This window comes from Glycocaulis sp., from assembly GCF_051859565.1.
GTDB lineage: Bacteria > Pseudomonadota > Alphaproteobacteria > Caulobacterales > Maricaulaceae > Glycocaulis.
The window spans coordinates 20,131-41,544 of sequence record NZ_JBHYFK010000006.1; the positions used below are offsets into that span (position 1 = coordinate 20,131).

Annotated in this window: 19 protein-coding genes and 2 tRNA genes; 10 read left to right on the forward strand and 11 right to left on the reverse strand. The window is 63.0% G+C overall.

Features of this window, described 5'->3' with window-relative positions; genetic code table 11:
* Positions 1 to 4: 4 nt before the first annotated feature.
* Both ACTIGC_RS09665 and ACTIGC_RS09670 read right to left on the reverse strand, forming a co-directional pair.
* Entirely contained in the window at positions 5 to 1,453 is a 1,449-nt protein-coding gene (locus ACTIGC_RS09665) for an MBOAT family O-acyltransferase (protein ID WP_439634202.1), read from the reverse strand.
* A 28-nt stretch (positions 1,454 to 1,481) separates the two neighbouring features.
* Complete coding sequence (locus ACTIGC_RS09670; RefSeq protein WP_439634203.1) at positions 1,482 to 2,411, reverse strand: FkbM family methyltransferase; 930 nt, start codon at positions 2,409 to 2,411, stop codon at positions 1,482 to 1,484.
* 146 nt (positions 2,412 to 2,557) lie between these two features.
* Here ACTIGC_RS09670 and ACTIGC_RS09675 point away from each other — a divergent pair, with 146 nt between their 5' ends.
* Positions 2,558 to 4,090, forward strand: a complete 1,533-nt coding sequence (locus ACTIGC_RS09675; protein WP_439634204.1) for an acyl-CoA carboxylase subunit beta — start codon at positions 2,558 to 2,560, stop codon at positions 4,088 to 4,090.
* A 391-nt stretch (positions 4,091 to 4,481) separates the two neighbouring features.
* Here ACTIGC_RS09675 and ACTIGC_RS09680 read toward each other — a convergent pair whose 3' ends face one another.
* From ACTIGC_RS09680 to ACTIGC_RS09695, 4 genes are all read right to left on the reverse strand, one after another.
* A complete protein-coding gene (locus ACTIGC_RS09680; RefSeq protein ID WP_439634205.1) occupies positions 4,482 to 4,889 on the reverse strand; it encodes a TIGR02301 family protein in 408 nt (135 codons plus the stop codon).
* 32 nt (positions 4,890 to 4,921) lie between these two features.
* Positions 4,922 to 5,329 carry an NUDIX hydrolase gene (locus ACTIGC_RS09685; RefSeq protein WP_439634206.1) on the reverse strand — a complete coding sequence of 136 codons (408 nt, stop codon included), beginning with the start codon at positions 5,327 to 5,329 and terminating at the stop codon, positions 4,922 to 4,924.
* Positions 5,326 to 6,420, reverse strand: a complete 1,095-nt coding sequence (gene aroC / locus ACTIGC_RS09690; RefSeq protein ID WP_439634207.1) for a chorismate synthase — start codon at positions 6,418 to 6,420, stop codon at positions 5,326 to 5,328. Before aroC ends, ACTIGC_RS09685 begins: the two co-directional genes overlap by 4 nt.
* A gap of 76 nt (positions 6,421 to 6,496) precedes the next feature.
* Positions 6,497 to 7,066, reverse strand: a complete 570-nt coding sequence (locus tag ACTIGC_RS09695; protein ID WP_439634208.1) for a J domain-containing protein — start codon at positions 7,064 to 7,066, stop codon at positions 6,497 to 6,499.
* Positions 7,067 to 7,166: 100 nt separating this feature from the next.
* Between ACTIGC_RS09695 and pdxH the strand changes: the two genes are divergently transcribed.
* Entirely contained in the window at positions 7,167 to 7,835 is a 669-nt protein-coding gene (gene pdxH, locus ACTIGC_RS09700; protein WP_439634209.1) for a pyridoxamine 5'-phosphate oxidase, read from the forward strand.
* Between the two features lie 31 nt (positions 7,836 to 7,866).
* Entirely contained in the window at positions 7,867 to 8,679 is an 813-nt protein-coding gene (locus ACTIGC_RS09705) for a DUF1499 domain-containing protein (protein ID WP_439634210.1), read from the forward strand.
* A gap of 3 nt (positions 8,680 to 8,682) precedes the next feature.
* Here ACTIGC_RS09705 and ACTIGC_RS09710 read toward each other — a convergent pair whose 3' ends face one another.
* Positions 8,683 to 9,561 carry an MBL fold metallo-hydrolase gene (locus ACTIGC_RS09710; RefSeq protein WP_439634211.1) on the reverse strand — a complete coding sequence of 293 codons (879 nt, stop codon included), beginning with the start codon at positions 9,559 to 9,561 and terminating at the stop codon, positions 8,683 to 8,685.
* Positions 9,562 to 9,608: 47 nt separating this feature from the next.
* A complete protein-coding gene (locus tag ACTIGC_RS09715) occupies positions 9,609 to 10,553 on the reverse strand; it encodes a hypothetical protein (RefSeq protein ID WP_439634212.1) in 945 nt (314 codons plus the stop codon).
* A 422-nt stretch (positions 10,554 to 10,975) separates the two neighbouring features.
* Between ACTIGC_RS09715 and ACTIGC_RS09720 the strand changes: the two genes are divergently transcribed.
* Positions 10,976 to 11,908, forward strand: a complete 933-nt coding sequence (locus ACTIGC_RS09720; protein ID WP_439634213.1) for an ABC transporter permease — start codon at positions 10,976 to 10,978, stop codon at positions 11,906 to 11,908.
* Entirely contained in the window at positions 11,908 to 12,813 is a 906-nt protein-coding gene (locus ACTIGC_RS09725; RefSeq protein ID WP_439634214.1) for an ABC transporter permease, read from the forward strand. Before ACTIGC_RS09720 ends, ACTIGC_RS09725 begins: the two co-directional genes overlap by 1 nt.
* A 23-nt stretch (positions 12,814 to 12,836) precedes the next feature.
* Here ACTIGC_RS09725 and ACTIGC_RS09730 read toward each other — a convergent pair whose 3' ends face one another.
* The gene (locus tag ACTIGC_RS09730) at positions 12,837 to 13,451 is read right to left on the reverse strand and encodes a hypothetical protein (RefSeq protein ID WP_439634215.1); all 615 of its coding nucleotides are present in this window, start codon (positions 13,449 to 13,451) and stop codon (positions 12,837 to 12,839) included.
* 257 nt (positions 13,452 to 13,708) lie between these two features.
* Between ACTIGC_RS09730 and ACTIGC_RS09735 the strand changes: the two genes are divergently transcribed.
* Together ACTIGC_RS09735 and ACTIGC_RS09740 are read left to right on the forward strand one after the other, a co-directional pair.
* Positions 13,709 to 15,340, forward strand: coding sequence for a peptide ABC transporter substrate-binding protein (locus ACTIGC_RS09735; RefSeq protein WP_439634216.1), 1,632 nt, complete (start codon positions 13,709 to 13,711; stop codon positions 15,338 to 15,340).
* A gap of 5 nt (positions 15,341 to 15,345) precedes the next feature.
* Complete coding sequence (locus ACTIGC_RS09740; RefSeq protein WP_439634217.1) at positions 15,346 to 16,431, forward strand: DUF3667 domain-containing protein; 1,086 nt, start codon at positions 15,346 to 15,348, stop codon at positions 16,429 to 16,431.
* A 77-nt stretch (positions 16,432 to 16,508) separates the two neighbouring features.
* Here ACTIGC_RS09740 and sppA read toward each other — a convergent pair whose 3' ends face one another.
* Together sppA and ACTIGC_RS09750 are read right to left on the reverse strand one after the other, a co-directional pair.
* Entirely contained in the window at positions 16,509 to 18,239 is a 1,731-nt protein-coding gene (gene sppA / locus ACTIGC_RS09745) for a signal peptide peptidase SppA (protein ID WP_439634218.1), read from the reverse strand.
* 202 nt (positions 18,240 to 18,441) lie between these two features.
* Positions 18,442 to 18,518 (reverse strand) — tRNA-Pro (locus ACTIGC_RS09750).
* Between the two features lie 157 nt (positions 18,519 to 18,675).
* Here ACTIGC_RS09750 and ACTIGC_RS09755 point away from each other — a divergent pair.
* From ACTIGC_RS09755 to ACTIGC_RS09765, 3 genes are all read left to right on the forward strand, one after another.
* A tRNA-Gln gene (locus tag ACTIGC_RS09755) sits at positions 18,676 to 18,750 on the forward strand.
* Between the two features lie 468 nt (positions 18,751 to 19,218).
* Positions 19,219 to 19,989: a DUF3450 domain-containing protein gene (locus tag ACTIGC_RS09760; protein WP_439634219.1), complete on the forward strand. Its 771-nt coding sequence runs from the start codon at positions 19,219 to 19,221 to the stop codon at positions 19,987 to 19,989.
* A gap of 26 nt (positions 19,990 to 20,015) precedes the next feature.
* Positions 20,016 to 21,413, forward strand: coding sequence for a MotA/TolQ/ExbB proton channel family protein (locus ACTIGC_RS09765; RefSeq protein ID WP_439634220.1), 1,398 nt, complete (start codon positions 20,016 to 20,018; stop codon positions 21,411 to 21,413).
* Position 21,414: the final 1 nt, after the last annotated feature.

The window sequence follows — 21,414 nt, forward strand, 5'->3', positions numbered from 1 at the left end:
CAGATCAGAAGTTGTAATAGATGAATTCGGAATAGGACCAGCTGGCGATCATGCACGCAAACAGCAGGACCGACAGGCCGACGCCCCAGCGCATATTCGCCTTCCAGCGCTCCTTGCGCGGCGGCGCGACATTGGCGGTCTTCAGTACGCCATCCTCGATCTGCCGGTAGAAAATTTGCGCGGTCTCCGGCAGTGACCAGACAAGGATCAGCCCGATCAGGGCTGCTATGAACGGCCCGTCGCCGGGATTGACGCCCAGCCCGTTCAGGCCCGCCATGCCCTGCAGCATGATGGCCGCCGCATCAAAGCTGGTGGCGCGGAAGAACACCCAGGTGATGATGACAAACAGGAAGGTGCAGGCGCTGGACGCTATCCAGAAGCGCCCGAAAAGGCCGTTCGGCAACCAGCGGTCCAGCAGGCGGCACCAGATCAGGGCCGCGCCGTGCAGCCCGCCCCAGACCACGAAGGTCCACGCCGCGCCATGCCACAAGCCCCCCAGCAGCATGACAATCATCAGATTGGCGAGGGTGCGGGCATAGCCCTTGCGATTGCCGCCAAGCGATACGTAGAGATAGTCGCGCAAGAACTGCGACAGGGTGATGTGCCAGCGCCGCCAGAAATCAGTGATGTTGCGGGCCTTGTAGGGCGCATTGAAATTGACCGGCAGCTGAAAACCGAACATGCGCGCAATGCCCATCGCCATGTCAGAATAGCCCGAAAAGTCGAAATATATCTGCAGCGTGTAGGCCAGCGCGCCGGTCCAGGCGAGCCACAGCCCGACCGGCTCCCCTGCGGCGGCGGTGTCAAACGCGGCATTGGCGTAAGGGGCGAGATTGTCGGCCAGCAGTACCTTTTTGGCGAGGCCGACCGCGAATATGGACAGCCCGATACCCAGATTGGCGCTGATATCGCTCTGGCGGTCTTTCTCGCCCAGCTGCGGCGACATCAGGCGGTGATGGACGATCGGGCCGGCGATCAGCTGGGGGAAGAAGGCGACGAACAGGCTGTAGCGGTGGGGTTTGCCGTCGGGCGCGGTGATCCGTCGTGAGCAATCGACCAGGAACGCGATCTGCTGGAAGGTGAAGAAGGATAGGGCGAGCGGCAAGGGCAGGCCGGGCTCGGCGAGCTCCAGCCCGGTCAGCGCGTTCACATTGCGCACGAAGAAATCGGCATATTTGAACACGCCCAGCGCGCCCAGATTAAGCGCGACGCCAAAGGCCAGCAGCCAGCCGCCATTGCCGGGCCTGATGACGCGCGCGAGGGCGTAATTGACCACGATCGAGCCGAGGATGAGCGGCATGAAGCGCACATCCCACCAGCCATAGAAGACCAGCGAAGCAAGGAGCAGGAAGATCAGCCCCGCCTCATGGCCCAGCCGCCGGTTCACCACGTAGAACGCCAGAACCGTCAGCGGCAGGAAGACGAACAGGAATATCGGCGTGCTGAAGACCATGCCCTGTCTGCCCCCCCGCGCCTTCCCGTCAGCCCTCGGTGCGGGCGAGTTTCAAAATGGCGTTGGCGTGGGTCTCGGTCTCGACCCGGTAGCCGCGTGAGCAGGCAAGCGACAGCGCATCGCGCCCGGCCTCGACCTTGTTCATGGCCGGGCGTTCCATGATGATCATCTCCGGCCAGGTCTCCCGCGGCGCGCTGGCGAAGAAGGGAGCCAGAATGGCCAGCTCCCCGCCCTCGACATCAATCTTCATCACGTCCAGCCGGCTGACACGCAACTCCTCCAGCAGGGTGGAGAGCTTTGCCACGCGCACGGCTGTGGTGCGTCCGCTCGCGCCATCATCGGTCACGGCGAGCTGCGTGCCGCCGCGATTATGACCGATCAGGCGCATCACGCTCTCGCCCTCATAATCGGCCAGCGCCACGCCGGAAATCTCGATATTCTCCAGATTGTTGGTGCGCGCATTATAGGCGAGGCGGCGGCGCATCTCGTCCTGTGGCTCCACCGCGATCACGCGCGCGGCCGGGCCGCCCGCCTTGGCCGCGACAAGGCTGTAAAGCCCGGCATTGGCGCCGATATCGATAAAGGTCTTGCCCGGCCCCATGGCCGCGCGCAGCGCGTCCAGCTCCACCGCGTCAAAGCATTGCGGGGTCAGGAAGGCGCGCTTCTCTGACAGATTGTCCAGCGGGTGCAGGCGCAGCTTCATGCCCAGTACCTTGATATCGGCCACGCCGTCTTTCAGCGCGCTCATGGCAAGCGGCTGGGCAAGTCCGGCAAGCTTCAAACCCGGACGGCCGGGCGGTAAAGCGCGCCCGATAGCCATGCCGACGCGCGAGGCGATGCCGGGCCGGAATTTGCCATGGGCCGCGCCGGGATCGGTCGCCGTGATCGCGCCGGAGGCTGCCGCCTCGTCCATTTCCTCGAACGTGTCCGCAGGGCGTGAGGTGTCGTTACTGGTCATGAGCAGCGTTCTAGCAAGGGTTTGGCCTGCTTGTCGCGGGGCGTTTGCGCCTGCGCCGGAGCTGGCCGGGATTTGCCCTTTGGCCTCTGCGTGCTAACCAGCACGGCGACCAACACAACTCCAGTTCAGGGCGGACGGCCAAACCGATGAAACCCATTCTCGAACAGCTTGATGACAAGCGTGCAGCGGCACGCCTCGGCGGTGGCGAAAAGCGGATTGCCGCACAGCATGCCAAAGGCAAGCTGACCGCGCGTGAGCGCCTCGACGTGCTGCTGGACCCCGGCTCGTTCGAAGAAACCGGCATGTTTGTCGAGCACCAGTGCGCCGATTTCGGCATGGGCGAATCGAAAATTCCCGGCGATGGCGTGGTCACGGGCTCTGGCACGGTGAACGGCCGCCTCGTCTATGTGTTCGCCAAGGACTTCACCGTGTTTGGCGGCTCGCTCTCGCTGGCGCACGCCCGCAAGATCACCCGCCTGCAGGAAACCGCGCTGAAGAACGGCGCGCCCATCATCGGACTTTTCGATGCGGGCGGCGCGCGCATCCAGGAAGGCGTTGATGCGCTGGGCGGTTATGCCGAGATTTTCCAGAACAACGTGCTGGCTAGCGGCGTGATCCCGCAGATAAGCGTGATCATGGGGCCGTGCGCGGGCGGCGATGTCTATTCGCCCGCCATGACCGACTTCATCTTCATGGTGAAGGATACCAGCTACATGTATGTGACGGGGCCGGACGTGGTCAAAACCGTCACCAACGAGATCGTCACCCATGAGGAGCTGGGCGGGGCAAGCGTCCACGCGAAGAAGTCCGGCGTGGCCGACGGGGCCTTCTCCAACGATCTTGAAGCGCTCTTCCAGATGCGCCGTCTGATTGATTTTCTCCCCTTGAACAACCGTGAAAAGCCGCCCGTACGCGAGGTCTATGACGATCCGGCCCGCGTGGAGCCGAGCCTTGAAACGCTGGTGCCGCCCAACCCCAACAAGCCCTACGATATTCGCGAGCTAATCGTGAAAACGGCGGATGAAGGCGATTTCTTCGAAATCGCGCCGGACTACGCCAAAAATATCGTGGTCGGCTTTGGCCGTCTGGAAGGCCAGACGGTGGGCTTTGTCGCCAACCAGCCGCTTTCGCTCGCGGGCGTGCTCGATATCGATGCCTCCAAGAAGGCCGCGCGCTTTGTGCGCTTCTGCGATGCGTTTGAAATCCCGATCATCACCTTCGTCGACGTGCCCGGCTTCCTGCCCGGCACGCGCCAGGAATATGGCGGGCTCATCAAGCACGGCGCGAAACTGCTCTTTGCCTATGCCGAAGCCACCGTGCCCAAACTCACTGTCATCACCCGCAAGGCCTATGGCGGCGCGTATGACGTGATGGCGTCGAAACATCTGCGCGGCGATGTGAACTATGCCTGGCCGACGGCGGAAATCGCCGTGATGGGCCCCAAGGGCGCCGCCGAGATCATCTTCCGCAAGGACATGGATGATCCTGAAAAAATGGCCGAGCACGTGAAGGATTACGAGACGCGCTTTGCCAACCCGTTCGTGGCCGCCTCACGCGGCTATCTCGATGACGTGATCCAGCCGAGGAATACGCGCGTGCGCCTCATCAAGGCGCTGCGGACCTTGCGCGACAAGAAACTCACCAACCCGTGGAAGAAGCACGACAATATTCCGTTGTGAGATTTCTTCGTCGTTCCCGCGCAGGCGGGAACCCAGAGCAGCTTGGCACTGTCTTCGCCCTACGATCTCTGGATGCCCGCCTACGCGGGCATGACGAGGTGATTGGTAACGCCATTCACTTCGTCATTCCGGAAAGCGCGTCAGCGCTTATCCGGAACCCAGAGTTTTTTTGTTCTGCAACGCATCCGCGTTGCGATGTTCCGCGAAAAGTCGCGGGCGGGCGGTCGCCCTTGCAGCGCTACGCGCCGACTGGGTTCCGGGTCTCCCTGATGGTCGCCCGGAATGACGCGGAGAGGGGCGACCATTAAACGCGTTTTCCCGGCGGACGCCGGGATCCAGCACTTTCTGGGCACCGGCTTACGCCGGTGAAACGCGGGAAGGGTGAAAGGCCCTAATCCGCGTAATTGCGGCGCAGCGTCTCAGACAGGGCCTGACCCTGCAGCGCAAGGCGCTGGGCCTCCATCTCGCTTTCCGCGCCGCAGCGCGTGCGCCGCTGCTGGTGCTGGCGGAAGCCATCATTGAAGCGGGTAATCATGCGCTGGCGGCGCGCATCATCGGGCGCTTCCACCGACAGCATTTCTTCCATCCGGCGGCGCCAGGCTTGCGCGCCCGATCCCTGACACAGGAAGGCAAGCGCATGCAGCTCTCCCAGCACGCCGGCGAGCTGTTCGAGCGGGTAGGTGGCGTCGGACTGGGCGCTGCCAGTAACGGGCGCCTGCGTGGCGAGCATACCCGGCTTGGGGGCAAAGGCCGTCAGGGCCGGCACGACAAGGGCGAGGAGGGCGATGCGCGCGATCATGGAGCGTCTATTCGTCTGAAAAAGCGGCATGTTCAAGGCGTGATCAGCGATTTCGAGAGCGAGATGACATTGCGCGTCTCGTCCCAGCCTACCTTCTCCATAGCCTTGGCAAAGGGGAAGAAGGCGGCGTCCAGCGCATCGTCTGCCGCGACCGGCTCGCCAGACAGCCATTCACAGGCATAGTCGATCATTACGTAATGGCCGTGCGCGGTGATGGATTCAAACGCGCCGACAAAGCCTTTCAGCGCAGCCTCGACGCCGGTCTCCTCGCGGATTTCACGTGCCAGTGCGGTTTCCAGCGTCTCACCGAAATCCACCTTGCCGCCGGGAATGGACCACTGGCCCATCCAGGGTTCCTTGCCGCGGCGGATCAGCAGCACCTCGCCGCCGCGCCAGACCACGCCGCCGACGGCCAGCTTTGGCCCGGAGTGCAGAGTCATAGGCCGGTCTGCGCGCGGTGGCGCAGCATCTGGTCGGCGAGCACCAGCGCCATCATCGCCTCGGCGACCGGCACGGCGCGGATGCCGACACATGGATCATGGCGGCCTTTGGTGACGACTTCCACTCTCTGAAGATCGCGGTTGAGGCTCTGGCGGGGAATGCGGATGGAGGAGGTGGGCTTGATCGCCATGCGGACAACCACATCCTGCCCTGTCGAGATGCCGCCGAGCACGCCGCCATTGTGGTTGGAGCGGAATGCGGGCTTGCCGCTTTCGTCCAGATACATCTCGTCAGCGGCGTCCTCACCGCGAAGCGAGGCCGCTTCCAGCCCTGCGCCGATCTCGACGGATTTGGCGGCATTGATGCTCATCATCGCGCTGGCAAGGTCGGCATCCAGCTTGCCATAGACCGGCGCGCCCCAGCCTGCGGGTACGCCGGAAGCGACGGTCTCCACCAGCGCGCCGGCAGACGAACCCGCCTTGCGGATGGCGTCCATGTCCGCCTCCCATAGCTTGGCGGTCTCGGCGTCCGGGCAGAAGAAATCATTGCTGTGAACCGCGTCCCAGTCCCAGCGGGCGCGGTCAATCGCGCGCGGACCGATCTGGATGAGGGCGGCGCGAATGGTGATTGTGTCTCCCAGAACCTTGCGGGCAATCGCTCCGGCGGCAACGCGCGCAGCCGTTTCCCGCGCGCTGGAGCGTCCGCCGCCGCGATAATCGCGCACGCCATACTTGGCGTCATAGGTGTAGTCGGCATGACCGGGCCGCCAGCTATCGCGGATGTCGCCATAATCCTTTGAGCGCTGGTCGGTGTTCTCGATCATCAGACTGATCGGTGCGCCGGTTGTCACCTGACCGCCCGTGCGCTCGTCCCCGAACACGCCGGAGAGAATGCGCACGGCGTCATCCTCGCGGCGCTGGGTGACGTGGCGCGACTGGCCGGGTTTGCGCCGGTCGAGGAAGGGCTGGATGTCCGCCTCGGTGAGCGCGATGCCCGGCGGACAGCCATCGACCACGCAGCCAAGGGCAGGCCCGTGGCTTTCGCCCCATGTGGTGAAGCGGAAAAGATGGCCGAAACTGTTGTGAGACATGAGGAAGCTGCCAGACGCGATGGGAGTGATGGCTGATCCTAGGGCGCGTTCGCGCCCGCGTCATCCATGGTCTGGCTTACGCCGCGTTCTTGCGCACCCATCGGGCAAAGCGGGCAGCCGGAGAGGCTTTGACGAAGCGCTCGTAGAACGCCGACAGAAGGCCCGCACTCTCATCCGCCTGCCGGCGGGCGTCGGCTTCGGCCAGTTTTCGTGCCTTTTCCTCGCGTGCGGCGCGCTCGGCGGGGCCCTCATCGGCGGCGCAGTCGGCCATCGGATCGCGCACCAGAATGCGCACCCGCCAGACGGGCTCACCAATGGGCACGATGGTCGCGCCCGTCTTTGACAAGGGCGGCACGCGTATCATCGCGCTGCGTCCATCAAGGTCGACCGTGCGCAGCCCGCCCACGCGCGCTTCGTCGGGCGTTAACACCAGATCCTGCTGGCGCGGCGCGCAGACTTTGAGGATTTCGTGGGCCTTGAGCAGAATCTGCAGGCGTGACAGCGTATCGGCGGTCGGCTCCACATGATCTGGGTGCACGGCCTTCACCTTGTTGCGGAAGGCAGATTTCACCGACGCGTAGTCGCTGTCGGGCTCCAGGCCCAACACGCGGTACGCGGCACAAATGGCTTCGCTCGCATTGCTCATAGGGGCAAACTAACCGCAGGCCGGTTGGCGAAAGGTTGACGATATCGCGCGGGGTGTCATTTCTGCGCTCATGCCCGATTTTTTCCTAAGGAGCCTTCCCATGGCCTCACGCGACATTATCCCGCCCAGCCCCAGCGAGGCGGACTATCAGCGCGACGGCGCAAAAGGCGATGTGCCGCTGACCGAAGGCAATGACCCATTCGTGCTGTTTGCCGACTGGCTGGCCCTGGCGAGCGGGAAAGAGCCCAATGATCCCAATGCCATGGCGCTGGCAACAGTCGATGAAGACGGATTGCCCGATGTTCGCATGGTGCTCCTGAAAGACGCCGACCCGCGCGGCTTTGTCTTCTATACCAATCTGCAGAGCGCCAAGGGCAATCAGCTGGCCGCCGTGTCGAAGGCGGCGCTGTGTTTTCACTGGAAGTCGCTGCGCCGTCAGGTGCGGGTGAGGGGGCTGGTGGAGCCGGTCAGTGATGCCGAAGCCGACGCCTATTTCGCCAGCCGGGCGCGCGACAGCCGGATCGGCGCCTGGGCATCATCCCAGTCGCGCCCGCTGGAAAGCCGCCATGCGCTGGAAAAGAGCGTGGCGAAGTTCGCCGCGAAGTTTGGCCTGGGCGAGATTCCCCGCCCGGATTTCTGGAGCGGTTACCGCGTGCGCCCCTTGCGTATCGAGTTCTGGCGCGACCGGCCCTTCCGCCTGCATGACCGTCTGGTTTTCGAGCGGGCCGATTTGGACTCGCCCTTCACGCAGACAAGGCTCTATCCTTAGCCAGCATGTAAAAGCGGGGCGGGGAAGCGTTATGGGCATTTTGCTGACCATCAGGGCAATCGTTATCTGGCTGGCAGGGCTGGCCGCGATCCTAGTGCCAGTATGGTTCGCAGCCGCAGGGCTGGGCTCGCGTTTTGGCCTGTGGGACTGGCGCTTCGGTCTTGGCACGATGACGCGCGAGATCGGGCCAAACCTGCTTTTTGCCGCCCTGGGGCTGGGCGCGCTGGCGCTGGTCTTGCTGATTGCCACGGCGATTTTCGTCAAGGATCGCAGGGCAGGAGCCGGCTCGTGGGTTGCGGCGCTTGCGGCGATCGCCGTCGGTGCGGGCGGCCTGTGGTATGCCGCGTCCGTGGCCGCACGCGCCGCCGAGATTCCGCCCATCCACGACATTTCCACTGATACGGCCAACCCGCCCCAGTTTACCGCTTCGCTGGTTATCCGGCGCGGGGCGGACGCCAATAGCGTCGATTACGCCGCCAAGACCGATCCGCGTTCGGGCCGCCCGCTGCCGGAGGTGCAGGCGGAGGCCTATCCCGACATCCAGCCGATTGCCGTTTCCGCCGAACCTTTAGCGGCCTATCAGGCAGCCTTGCGGGTGGCGCGCGAGCTGGGATGGACGGTCTCTACCGAGTCCGAGCGTGAGCTCATGTTCGAGGCGACCGCGACGACATTCTGGTACGGTTTCCGCGACGATATTGTGGTGCGCGTCACGGCGCTTGCCGATGGCGGGGCCGTGGTGGATGCGCGGTCCGTATCGCGCGTAGGCGTATCTGATCTCGGTGCAAATGCGGCGCGCCTGCGTACTTTCTCGGACCGGCTGCGTGACCGGCTGGGCGAGGACTAAGCCCTAGCGACTGAGAGCGTAAGTGCTGTCCAGCGCCGGTTCGCCGCCCGCTGTCACGCGCCCGCGCCGGTGCAGGTCCACCATGTGGGACCAGACCGACATGGCCGCGGCCGGGTAGAGCCGCTCGTCCAGCCCGGCATACATGACGGGCAGCAGATCTGTAATCCGTGATGGTCCGGCTTCAAGCGCGTACAGAATCTGCGCCTCGCGGTAATGCCGGTGGGCGATGTAGGCGGTGATGAAGGGTTCTGGGTCTGTCACGGGCGGGCCGTGGCTGGGCCAGAGCGTCGCAAAGCCGCGCTGGCGCACGCGCTCCAGTTGCTGGAGATAATCACCCATATCGCCATCAGGCGGCAGCACGACCGAGGTCGCCCAGCCCATGATGTGGTCCCCGCACAGGAGGGCGTTCTCTTCCATCAGGGCAAGGCAGATATGGTTGGCCGTATGACCGGGCGTGTGCAGCACTTCCAGCGTCCAGCCCGGTCCGGCAATGGCATCGCCATCTTGCAGCGTGTGGTCCGGTGTGAAGCTGAAATCAGCGCCTTCTTCCATTACCGGCGCATCGGGATCCATGGGCCGTCCGCCAGATGCGGGCCGTCCGTAGATTTTCGCGCCATGATGATCGGCAAAGCGCCGGGCGAGGGCAGAGTGGTCGAGATGGTGATGGGTGACGATGACGTGGCTGACCGTTTCGCCGCCCAGCGCCCGGTTGAGCGCGGCAAAATGCGCGTCGTCAGCGGGGCCGGGGTCGATCACGGCGACCTTGCCGCGCCCGACCAGATAGGTGCCGGTGCCGGTATAGGTGAAGGCACCCGAATTGCCTGCCACCACGCGTCTGATGGCCGGTGAAACCTGATCGGCCTGTCCGGGCTGGAACGCCATCTCCCGTACAAAGGGGACCGGCGGCGGGGGTGTGGGGGCTTGCCGGGTCACGCGGCAATCGCGGACTGTTCTTGGCGCAGGCGCGTCTCCAGATAGGCGTCCAGCCGGGTGGCGAGCCTGCGTACAGCCGTAATCTTGTCCTTCAGGCCGAGCGCAATGGTCGGCCCCATATCGGTCTTGTTCACGTCAACGATCCACAATTCGCCTGTGTCGCGATCACGCAAGACGTCAATGCCGCCCCAGTCAAGCTCCATGGCTGAGCAGAAGCGGGCAATCATCGCCCGTTCGACCGCCGTAAAAACCGTTGCGGGGTCTGCGAGCGTTACCCGCGTATTGCTGTTGGCAAAGCGGCGTTCGACCGGACGGCGCTTGAGATAGACCTGAACAATCTCCCCGCCGATGGTAGAGCATCTCAGGTCCAGCACATTGCCGTCATGGTCGAGATTGTTGATGAGGCGCTGGTATGTGTAGCCATCGCGCGGAGCTTGCGGCTGGTAGAGGATGCGGCCGTCATGGGCCGCGTTCTGCTCGGATTTTTCGACATAGGGAGCGCCGTAATTTAACGGGTCACACCGCAAGGCCCGGCCTGAGACCTGCTCGAACACCTCTGCCACATGCGTTTTCGAGATGTCGCTGCAGCGGGCGTTCAGCACAGGAACATGCAGCGGCACTGGCCGCTCCGGCACCCAGGTGGCGTCATCAAAGGTGAAAATCACATCGGCTTCGGAGGGGTGGCGGGCAAAGCGCGCGCGGCTAAGCGCCATGACCGGCCAGATGAGATACCAGGGCCTGGGCTGGTCGGGCGAAAACCAGATGCGCGGCCCGTCAGACACCACGCTGTGGCGGGCACATTCCACCCAGCCGTGAAACACGCACCAGTTCAGAAAGTCCCGCACGATGGCCGGTTCGATAGGCACCGCCGCGCCGGTCTTCTTCACATGCATCGTCCCTTTGGCGTAGCGGAAATCATTCCACCAGGCAGAAGAGGCCATCAGGCTAGGCTCCCAGACAGGTTCCGGGCGCACTCTAGCGCCTCGGTGAGGCTTGGCAACGCAAATGGTGTGTTTTGCACAGTAGCTAGGTCGGCGTGATTTTTGCTGCAGTGCGCGCAGTGGCGGAAAGCTGAAACAGGTTGGCACAGCCCAATGGAAAAGACCGGAAAGGTGCTGTCGGGAATATCGGCGCGCATTCGTGTTGTTTTGATGGCAATCCTGGTCGCCGCAGCAATAAAACTGGGTGGCTCTCCCGGCGCTGCGGGAGGAGATGCAGGGCAGGCGCCAGCGGGCAGCGCGCGAATAGTGCTGGAACAGGGCGCTCTGTAACGGAGCGCAGATATGACTGCGAGGCTTGCTTGATCGCACACGCCTAAGCGGCCAAGACTTCGCGCCTTCGTTCAGTTACCGCGCAAGGCTTCATGCTCAGTTATCTCGCCCGGCGCCTGCTCGTCGCTATCCCGACGATCCTGGTGATCATCACTGTTGCGTTCTTCATGATGCGCGCCGCGCCCGGCGGCCCGTTCGACCTTGAACGCCCCATGCCAGAAGAGATCCGCCAGAATGTCATGGCGGCCTATGGCATGGATCAGCCTGTCTGGAAGCAGTATGTGGATTACATGGCCGGGATCGCGAGGTTCGATCTTGGTCCGTCGCTGAAATTCCGTGACAAAACGGTTGCTGACATCATTGCCGAGGGTTTCCCTGTATCGGCCGTGATAGGTGCGCTGTCGATCTCGCTGGCCGTGTTTGTCGGCACGATCATGGGCTCCATTGCCGCGCTCCGGCAGAACACCGCAGCGGACTATACGGTGGTTGGCATATCCACTATCGGCATTGTCATTCCGCCCTTTGTGATGGGGCCAATCCTGGCCCTGCTCGTCGGTCTGCACTGGGGATTGCTGCCAACGGGCGGGCTTGATCCGCGGTATGGCATGACAGCGGAGCGGCTCATCCTGCCCGTGATAACGCTGGCCCTGCCGCAGATCGCTATCATTTCCCGGCTCATGCGCGCCTCCATGATCGAGGTTCTGCGGTCGAACTATGTGCGAACGGCGAAAGCCAAGGGCCTGCCCGCTGCCAGCGTCATCGTGCGCCATGCCCTGCGCAGTGCCGTCCTGCCGCTGGTCAGCTATCTGGGGCCGGCCGCTGCGGCGCTGCTGACGGGCTCGATTGTGATCGAGCAGGTTTTCCAACTACCCGGTATCGGGCGCCAGTTCGTGCAGGCCGCCTTGCAGCGTGACTACACGGTCGTGATGGGCGTGGTCATACTCTATGCCAGCCTCATCATCATTCTGAATCTGATCGCGGATCTGCTCTATGCGGCGCTCAATCCGAAAGTGAAGTACGACTGATGGCGTTTACATCTCCTCCGACCGAAAAGGCCGAAATGATGGAACGCGCCGCGGTAAGCGGCCGGTCCCTGTGGGATGATGCGCGTGCGCGCCTGCTGCGTAACCGCGCAGCTGTCGCCAGCCTCATTGTCCTGGGCGTTCTGTGTTTCCTGGCGTTTATCGGACCGTTGCTGTGGGTGCATGATTCCAGCTTCATCTATCGCGACCGGGTACAGATCCCGCCGGGCTGGGAAAACTGGCACCTGTTTGGTACCGACGCGCAGGGGCGTGATCTTCTGGCGCGCACGCTGGTCGGCCTGCGCATGTCGCTGATGGTCGGTGTGGTGGCAACCGCTGTGTCACTGGTCATTGGCGTTCTCTGGGGCGCGACCGCCGGCTTTATCGGCGGGCGCGTAGACCAGCTGATGATGCGCATCGTGGACGTGCTCTACTCGCTGCCCTTCATCTTCTTCGTCATCATCCTGATGGTGGTGTTCGGGCGGAATATCATCCTGATCTTCGTAGCCATCGGGGCCGTGGAATGGCTGACCATGGCGCGGATTGTGCGCGGGCAGACGATTGCCCTGAAGGGTATGGAGTTTGTCGAGGCGGCCAGAGCGGCCGGTGTCAGCCAGTTCGCCATCATCCGCCGGCATATCGTGCCGAATGTGCTGGGGCCGGTGGTGGTCTATGTGACGCTGACCATTCCGGCTGTGATCCTTGCCGAAAGCTTCCTCAGCTTCCTGGGTCTTGGCGTGCAGGAGCCGCTCACCTCGCTGGGCAATCTGATTTCCAATGGCGCGCGGGATATGGAAGTCGCGCCCTGGACGCTCATCGTGCCGGCGCTGACGATGATGCTGACGCTGTTCTGCTTCAACTTCATCGGGGATGGCCTGCGCGACGCTATCGATCCGAAGGATCGCTAGCGCTCGCGCGGCTGGAAGGACGGCTAGTCGCGTGCAGCACGAAACCGTGTCGGGTGAGAGCTGAGGCGCATGAAGAACGAGGTCAGCGCGCCCCGTTCGATTTCAACAGTTAATCCGTCAGTGTCGCGAGGAACAGGCAGGCGCCGGGAGTCGGTTTGCCGCCAGACCTGTCCGTCAGACAGGGTGATGACAAGCTTCCCGTACGGATCGGCCCGAACCGCACTCACCGGGACACCGCGCAATGCCTGTATGTCTCCGTCCGGGGTCCGCTCGGCGACAGCACCGTCATCATAGGCGTGCTCGGCCGACAGGTCAGTGCCGCTGCTGCTGAACAACGAGCCGAAAATCCGGCCGGTGCCCGATACCGCCCTGCCGAAGGTGTTGCGTTCAGCAACAACAGCCCGCTGGCGCTCTACAACGGTCAGTTCGCCTGCGCTAATTGCGCTGTCCAGAGCTGATGCAGCCCGGTCCATGCAGCTCAGACGCTCGCTGTCGGATGTCAGGGCGCGGCAGGCGATCAGGTCGTCCATCAGCGGTGAGCCCTGAAGCTCCTGCGCTGATGCGCTGGTGCCCGCAAGCGCAAGGGCGCTTACGGCAAACGCCAGGGAGGACGCGGTGCGGCGGCCGGGTTGGAACATGACGGATACCTCCAGACAGTCGATTTTGTCAGATTGAGCCCGGTTGCGCGGGCGTGTGTCAATGCAAGCGTAACATCTGCCGCCAAATATGGCCCTGCTGACGCAAGCATCTGCAGCAGGCAGATGAAAAGCGAAAGAGAGATGCCATAGTCTCGCCAGGCGATAACGGATATGGTCTGGTTAAAATCACAAACCGGAAGCTTTGGTGTGGCCGCGAGGGGAAACGCGCCACGCCATCAATAACAAGGAGATAATCCATGGGGATAATGAGACAGGCGGGCAGCCTTGCGCTGGCCGGTATTGCCGCGCTGGCGCTTAACGCATGCGGCCGCAGCAATGTCGACGGAGATTCGGTGGTCCTCCACCGGGGCAATATGGCTGAGCCTCTTACGCTTGATCCCCACAAGGCTTCGGGAACCTGGGAAAACAACATTATCGGTGACATGTTCATCGGGCTGTTCACCGAGGATGCCGCCGGTGAAACCATTCCGGGCATGGCCGAAAGCTGGGAGATGGCAGAGGACGGCTTAAGCTGGACCTTCACCTTGCGTGAAGCGCAGTGGAGCGATGGCGAGGCGGTTACAGCCCATGATTTCGAGTATGCGCTGCGCCGCATCCTGACGCCCGAGACGCTGGCTAACTATGCCTCCGTCCTTTACCCGATCCGCAATGCGCGCGCGGTCAACACGGGCGATATGACCCCTGAGGAGCTTGGCGTGCGCGCCGTGGACGAGCGCACTCTGGTGATCGAGCTGGAGTTTCCTGCGCCCTATCTGCCGGGTCTTCTGACGCATTACACGACCTTTCCCGTCCCCCGTCACGTCGTCGAGCGGTTCGGTGATGCGTGGGTGCAACCGCAGAACATCCAGACCAATGGCCCCTACAGGCTCGTTGCCTGGCGGGCCAGCAACTACGTTCATGTGACCCGCAACGAGTTGTTCTGGGACAATGAGAATGTCTGCATCGACGAGGTGTTCTACTACCCCACCGTTGACAATGCGGCCGCCGAGCGGCGGGTGCGCAATGGCGAGCTGGACCTGATCACCGACTTTGCCGGCCAGAGCCTGCCTTTCCTGCGCCAGCAGGTGCCGGACTATGTGCGCGTGCATCCCTATCTCGGCATTGTGTATTTCTCGTTCAACACGACGCTGGAGAAGTTTTCCGACGCCCGCGTGCGCAATGCGCTCGGCATGGCGATTGACCGTGAGTTTATCGCCGAGAACATTCTGCGTGCAGGCCAAATTCCTGCGCACTCCTTCATACCGCCGGGCGTTGACAATTATCCCGGTACGGCGCGCATCGGCTGGTTTGATGCGCCGGTAGAAGAGCGCCGCCGCCTGGCGCGCGAGCTCCTGGAAGAAGCCGGCTACGGGCCCAGTAATCCGCTTCGCTTCACCTACACCTTCCGTGCGACGGGCGATAACCCGCGTATTGCGCCGGTGGTGCAGCAGGACTGGCAGTTGATCGCAGACTGGGTACAGGTCGATATCCAGGTCGTCGAAACGCAGATTCACTACTCGAACATGCGCTCTGCCGACTACGAGCTGGGTGATGGTGGCTGGATCGGCGACTATAACGACGCCTACAACTTCCTGTTCCTGGCCGAGACTGAGTCCGTGCCGATGAACTATACCCGCTGGTCCAACGAGGCTTACGACACGCTGGTGGCTCAGGCCAATCGCACGGTCGACGCCGACGAACGTGGCCGCCTGCTGGTGGAAGCCGAGCAGATCATGCTCGATGACATGCCCTACATCCCGATTGTCTACTATGTGAACAAGTCGCTGGTGAATCCCCGGGTGACGGGCTGGGAAGACAATATCGTCCACATTCACCGGACGCGGTGGATGTGCTTCTCCGATATCGAGGACGGTTCAGCTGAAGGCTGAGGCTATTGAACGATCCGCTGGGGGAAGCCGCAGATACGGTTGTCGAGCACGTCCAGGCAGATGCCTTGGGCGGGCTCGGCGCCGACCGCGGTGATGGGGGCAGTGACGGGGTCTGCCGCAATTGCGGCGCAGATCTGGTTGGCGAGTATTGCCATCAGTGTGGGCAAAGCGCGCGCAGCCTGCGGCGTCCCTTCTGGACGCTGGTAAAGGAAAGCGTCGAGACCCTGTTCGTCATGGACGGGCGGGTGGCACAAACCCTGCCGGCGCTGATGCTGTATCCGGGCCGCGTATCGCGGGACTATCTTGATGGCCGCCGTGCGCGGTTCATTCCACCCTTCCGCCTGTATGTGTTCGCGTCCCTGATATTCTTTGTTCTGCTGCCGCTGACGCTAGGGCAGGGGATCGGGTTCGATCCGTCCATGGGCGGCATCGATACCGCTCGTGAACAGCTGGAACAGGCGCGCGACAGCGGCGAGATGAGTGACGAGGAATATCAGGACGCGCTTGAAGGCCTGGGGCTGGCAGAGAGCATATTGCGCGGGCGCGCTCCAGAGACCCTGCCGCAGGATGCGCCGGATCGCACCGGGAGCGAACGTCCGGCAACGGGCATGCCGCCGGAGGCTCTAGAAGCCTTGCAGGCGGCGGGCCGGACGGGCGATCTCGACATGACGGGGCTAGGGTTCGTGCGGGACAATGCTTCGCGTCTCTGGGCCGAGACCCGCCGGTGGGTGCCGCGCATCATGTTCGTCCTGCTGCCGGTTTACGCAGCCCTGCTGGCCCTGGTGTATCTGTGGCGGCGGCGTTTTCTGTACTTCGATCATCTGATCGTATCGCTGCATTTTCATGCGGCGCTGTTCCTGGCCATGACCGTGACCGTGCTGGCATCCATGGTGATCGGCTGGGGCTGGGCGACGCTGGGCCTCCTGATCTACGCCAACGCCTATCTTTACCGGATCAACCGGGTCGTCTACGGGCGCGGCCGGTTCAGCTCGGTGGTGCGTACCCTCGTGCTGGATGGGCTTTATTTCTTCTTTCTGATGACGGGTCTGCTCATGGCAGTCGTCTTCGGTGCCATGTCGTTGGCCAACTAGCTGAGGCACAGCGCACCAAAAAGCCCGCCGGAATGTCTCCGGCGGGCTCTTTATTTTCAGGCTGGAGTGAAAAGCTGCTAACGGGGCACGGTCTCGTCGGTGCGCATCTGCACGCCGCGCACGCCTGCCCGCTCGCGCGCTTCCAGCGCTGCGCGTACCTCTGGCAGCTCCATGAGCGCTTGCAGGCGCGAGACTGACTGCGCGCCTTCGGCACTCAGCCCGAAGAGCTGTTGCAGGGCCTCCATCGGGGTCGGCTGGCGCGGATAGCTGCGCACGCGCACGGTTTCATCGGCGTCGATGCCAGCCAGCTCACGTGCGGCTTCCAGCGCTTCGTGCAGGCCGCCAATGCGGTCGACCAGTCCCAGCTCCAGCGCTTGCGCGCCGGTCCACACCCGCCCGCGGGCAATCTCGCGCACGCGGGTGATCGGCAGGTCGCGGCCTTCGGCAACACGGCTGGTGAAATCGTCATAGATTTCCGAGGCCATGGCTTCGACCGCAGCGCGCTGGGTTTCGGAGAACGGCGTCTGGGAGGAGTAGGCGGTGGCAAACTCGCCGCCAACCGAAACGGGCTCTATATTGACCCCGATGCGGTCCAGAGCGCCCTCGATTACAACCTTGCCGAATACAACACCGATCGAGCCGGTGAGCGTGGTCGCATTGGCGATAATCATGTCGGCCGGCGCTGCCAGATAATAGCCGCCCGATGCCGCGAGGGACGCCATGGATACGATGACAGGCTTGCCTGCCTCGCGGGCCCGCACAACGGCGTCCCAGATCTGGTCGGAGGCGATGGCCGAACCGCCGCCACTGTCGACACGCACGATAATGGCCCGCACATCGTCTGCGGCGGCCGCAGCGTCGATCGCATCGGCCATGGCGTCGCCGCCAATGGCATTGCCGCCGCCAAATCCGGTCTGGCCGGATCCCGTGATGATGGAGCCCTGTCCGCTGACCATCGCGATCACCGGGCCGCGCGTGGCGGCAGGCGTGGTGGACAGATTGCGGGCATAGGTTTCGATGTCCTGCACTGCCGCGTTGCTTCCGGCCCGTTCGAGGGCGGCTGCGCGCGCGGCGGCCGGATGGCCCAGCTGGTCCACGAGGCCGGCCTGCAAGGCGGCTTCCGCGCTGTGCGGGCCGGACACGATCCGCTGGCGGAAGGTGGCGATATCCATGCCCCGGTCCCCGGCGGAGGCCGCCAGGGCCGATTCCAGAATGGCGTTGAGGAAGGAGCTGGTGGCTTCCAGATGGGCTTCGGTAAACCCGTCCTCGGTAAAGGTGTTGGCCGCGTTCTTGTATTCGTGGAACTGCAGAAATTCGGCCTGGGCGCCGAACTGCTCCAACAGGCCGCCGAGGAAGAGCGATTCGCTGGCAAGGCCCACAGCCGAGAACGACGAGGTGTCCTGCATCCAGATTTCATCAGCGCCGCTGACCGCAAAATAGTTCGTGATGCCTGTACCCTCGAAGCCCTGGGCGTGGGCGATGACGAACCGGCCGCTGGCGGAGAAGCGGGCAAGGGCGCCACGAATCTCTTCGGCCTGCGCTGGTGACATGCCGAACTCGTTGGCGCGGATGAGAACCCCGCGGACCCGGCTATCGCTCTGAGCGCGCTGCAGTGTGGTCACGATATCGACCACGGACAGCGGCTCTGAAAAGGCAAAGGGTGAGCGCGAGGGCTGGTCCAACCGGTCGCGGCGCAGATCCAGCTGAAGAACCACGTCGCCGCCAGAGGCACGCGCGCTGCGGCCTTCACTGGCCTGCTGCGCCGCAGACGCGATCAGCGCTGCCAGCATGAAGCCGAGCAGCAGCATGGTAAGAATTGCGCCGGCTATGACGCCGGCAATTGACCCGAAAAAAGTAATCCAGAACTGGCGCATCGCAGCACTCCCGATCATCCGAAGACGTGGCCGCAATACGGGCCCCTCGCGAGCGAAGATATAGAGCACGGCGCGCCGGGTCGAGGCCACCAAATATGTATTGTCTGCAATGTGGGATTATGGGGGCGGGATGTACTGGTCGGAGTAGCAAGATTCGAACTTGCGACCCCCGCCTCCCGAAGACGGTGCTCTACCAGGCTGAGCTATACTCCGAACCGAGGCGGGCTGTATATCCAGTCCCCGGCAGCATGGCAATCGCGCTGGACTGGCTTTTGTGCAGAAGATTGTGTCAGACAGTTGCAGGAGGGCGTTGCATCGCGTTCCCGCGCGGGCTATCTAGCCGGTCCGCAAACACCTCCGGGTGTTCTGCTGGGGTGTGGCCAAGCGGTAAGGCAGCGGTTTTTGGTACCGCCATTCCCAGGTTCGAATCCTGGCACCCCAGCCATTTTCCCGTCATGCTGCTGCCCTGATTGCCTGACAGCCTGTCTGGTGTGGTTGTCCCGGCGCTGTGGCCTGTAGCGGGAAGCCCCTTGCACTGCAGCAATCGGGAAGTTGTCGCAATTTCGAAACCGTTTCGCACTAGGAAGCGTTAACTGCGAGCGGCACAGCATTTGCAGCGCTTGCACGGTTGATCGAAGGCGTTTTGAGCGCTAGCGTCAAAATCATGGAGTGGAATGCATGGCATCTGCTCATTCAAAAAGACGGCGGGAAACGCCGCGTTTGAAAGGGGATAATTGATCATACGGTTATTCCCTGCGGACGATTCGCGGGCCCTGACGGGCTCTGGCGCCAGGTCGTGGCGCTTATGGTTTGTCGGGGGTGCCGGGTTGAGGTTTGACCTGGCAGGTTTTTTTAGAGGGTAACCGGACGAGCAACGTTCCCTGTTTGCTGGCCGGCTTCTGTGAGGCGAGACATGTCACAACTGAAATCACGTCTCCGTACGGCGATTGCCGTCGGATTGGGTTCCATGCTGGTCGCGGGCGCTGCCCATGCCCAGCTCGATCAAGCGCTTCAGGTGGCCCGCCAGTCCACCCAGGAGGGCGCCCGCGCTCAGCAAGAGATCAACCAGGTCGCTGACCGGGCGGGTGATCTTGAGCGCGAATATCTGGCTCTGCGTCAGCAGATCGAAGATCAGCGCGTTTATGTAGAGCAGCAGGAAGTGTTTCTGCGCTCGCAGGCAAACGAGCTTGAAGCTCTCCAGTTCCAGCTTGAGCGCGTCGGCTCGATCGAGCGCGATCTCACGCCGATGCTTCTGGAAATGTATGTCGCTATCGACGAATTCGTTTCCAATGACCTGCCTTTCCAGACCGATGTGCGCCGCGCCCGTCTCGACAATATCGAGCGGCTGCTTGGCGATGCCTCGGTGCCTCCGGCAGAGAAATACCGCGTAATCCTGAACGCATATGAGATCGAGGCCGCCTACGGGCGCAGCCTTCGCACCTATGGCGAAGAGGTCGTCATCGATGGCGTTCCCAATGAGGTGAACGTTCTTCAGTTCGGCCGTGTTGCGCTGGTGCGCATCTTCCAGGACCGCTCGATGGAGATCATGACCCAGTCGAATCCTGAATGGCGTCCGCTGTCAGGGTCTCACGCCAACAACGTCCAGCGTGCTCTGCGGATTGCGCAGGAAGTGACCACGCCTGATGTGTTTGTCGCGCCCCTTCCGGGCCCGGCTACCCGCTAGCGCTGTAGAGACGGAGAAACAAAGCGATGAAAACGCTTTTTAAAATTGCCGCGGCTGTCTCGCTCAGCGCCAGCCTTCTTGCCGGCACCGCGATGGCCCAGGAAAGCCAGCGCCAGCCGGTAACATCCATTTCGCAACTTCTTGACCGCGTCCGGGCTGATGCCCGTGACGCAGCGGCGGAAAACCAGCGCCGCTTGCAGGAGTTCCGCGCCAACCGTGATCGTCAGGCAGCTCTTGTTGCCCAGGCGCGCGGTCAGCTGAACACCCTGGAATCTGCCGGACGGGCCAACCAGGCCCGCTTCGAGGCCAACCAGGAGCGGATCCGCGAGCTTGACGCCGAACTGCGTCAGGCCCAGGGCGCGTTCGGTGAGCTGTTTGGTGCAGCCCGTCAGAAATCTGGCGAGTTCGCCTCCATCATCGAGGCCTCCATTGCTTCGGCGCAGGCGCCGGGCCGTCACCAGCCGCTTCGCGAACTGTCGCAAAGCCGCACCCTGCCGGACCGTGCCGAGCTGGACCGGATCTGGCAGGCCATGATCTCCGAAATGGAGCTTCAGGGTGATGTCGTAACCTTCAATGCCCGCGTGTCTGGTGTGAATGACGGCCAGCCGGTTCCGGTGACCCGCGTGGGCGTGTTCAACGCTTTCATCACGCAAGGTGGCACGCGTTACGTGCTGTGGCGCACCGAAGAGACCAACCCGGCTGCCGGCTACCGTCTCGTGCAGCTTGAGCGCCAGCCGCCAGGCCGCCTGCTTGATGCCGCCAGCAATCTTGCCCGCGCTTCTGAAGGCGAGATCGTCTCCGGCCCGATCGATCCGTCGCGTGGCCAGCTGCTGAACATCTACAAGGATGTCCCCAACACGGTCGAACGCTTCAACCAGGGTGGTATCGTTGCGCAGATCATTCTCGGCCTGCTGATCTTCTCGGCTGCCTTCGGTCTGTTCCGCCTGTTTGCCCTGTTCACCACGAACTCGGCGATTAATGGCCAGAAGCGCCGTTCCACGGCCTCGAAGGGCAACCCGCTCGGCCGCATCATGCTCGCCTATGAAGAGGTGAAAGACCGTCCGATCGAGACGATTGAGCTCAAGCTGGATGAAGCCATCCTGCGCGAGACGCCCAAGCTCGAATTCGGCCTGAATTTCCTGAAGCTCGCTGCCGCTGTTGCGCCGCTGCTGGGTCTTCTGGGTACGGTTACGGGTATGATCCGCACCTTTACGCAGATCACCCTGTTCGGCACCGGCGACCCCCGCATCATGGCGGGCGGTATCTCCGAGGCCCTCGTGACCACGGTTATGGGTCTTATCGCCGCCATCCCGCTGCTCTTCATCCACTCGTTTGCCGCCAGCTTCGCTCGCGGGGCACAGCAAACGCTGGAAGAGCAGGCCGCTGGTATCATTGCACGTCACGCTGAAGAGCGTGCTGGCTAGA

Excerpts from the sequence above, each read along its gene's own strand:
- ACTIGC_RS09715 (WP_439634212.1), bottom strand. The coding sequence starts at position 10,553 with ATGGCCTCTTCTGCCTGGTGGAATGATTTCCGCTACGCCAAAGGGACG.
- ACTIGC_RS09670 (WP_439634203.1), bottom strand. The coding sequence starts at position 2,411 with ATGACCAGTAACGACACCTCACGCCCTGCGGACACGTTCGAGGAAATG.
- ACTIGC_RS09685 (WP_439634206.1), bottom strand. The coding sequence starts at position 5,329 with ATGACTCTGCACTCCGGGCCAAAGCTGGCCGTCGGCGGCGTGGTCTGG.
- ACTIGC_RS09665 (WP_439634202.1), bottom strand. The coding sequence starts at position 1,453 with ATGGTCTTCAGCACGCCGATATTCCTGTTCGTCTTCCTGCCGCTGACG.
- ACTIGC_RS09695 (WP_439634208.1), bottom strand. The coding sequence starts at position 7,066 with ATGAGCAATGCGAGCGAAGCCATTTGTGCCGCGTACCGCGTGTTGGGC.
- aroC (WP_439634207.1), bottom strand. The coding sequence starts at position 6,420 with ATGTCTCACAACAGTTTCGGCCATCTTTTCCGCTTCACCACATGGGGC.
- ACTIGC_RS09760 (WP_439634219.1), top strand. The coding sequence starts at position 19,219 with ATGTCACAACTGAAATCACGTCTCCGTACGGCGATTGCCGTCGGATTG.
- ACTIGC_RS09765 (WP_439634220.1), top strand. The coding sequence starts at position 20,016 with ATGAAAACGCTTTTTAAAATTGCCGCGGCTGTCTCGCTCAGCGCCAGC.
- ACTIGC_RS09730 (WP_439634215.1), bottom strand. The coding sequence starts at position 13,451 with ATGTTCCAACCCGGCCGCCGCACCGCGTCCTCCCTGGCGTTTGCCGTA.
- ACTIGC_RS09735 (WP_439634216.1), top strand. The coding sequence starts at position 13,709 with ATGGGGATAATGAGACAGGCGGGCAGCCTTGCGCTGGCCGGTATTGCC.
- ACTIGC_RS09725 (WP_439634214.1), top strand. The coding sequence starts at position 11,908 with ATGGCGTTTACATCTCCTCCGACCGAAAAGGCCGAAATGATGGAACGC.
- ACTIGC_RS09680 (WP_439634205.1), bottom strand. The coding sequence starts at position 4,889 with ATGATCGCGCGCATCGCCCTCCTCGCCCTTGTCGTGCCGGCCCTGACG.
- ACTIGC_RS09710 (WP_439634211.1), bottom strand. The coding sequence starts at position 9,561 with ATGGCGTTCCAGCCCGGACAGGCCGATCAGGTTTCACCGGCCATCAGA.
- sppA (WP_439634218.1), bottom strand. The coding sequence starts at position 18,239 with ATGCTGCTGCTCGGCTTCATGCTGGCAGCGCTGATCGCGTCTGCGGCG.
- ACTIGC_RS09720 (WP_439634213.1), top strand. The coding sequence starts at position 10,976 with ATGCTCAGTTATCTCGCCCGGCGCCTGCTCGTCGCTATCCCGACGATC.
- ACTIGC_RS09705 (WP_439634210.1), top strand. The coding sequence starts at position 7,867 with ATGGGCATTTTGCTGACCATCAGGGCAATCGTTATCTGGCTGGCAGGG.
- ACTIGC_RS09675 (WP_439634204.1), top strand. The coding sequence starts at position 2,558 with ATGAAACCCATTCTCGAACAGCTTGATGACAAGCGTGCAGCGGCACGC.
- pdxH (WP_439634209.1), top strand. The coding sequence starts at position 7,167 with ATGGCCTCACGCGACATTATCCCGCCCAGCCCCAGCGAGGCGGACTAT.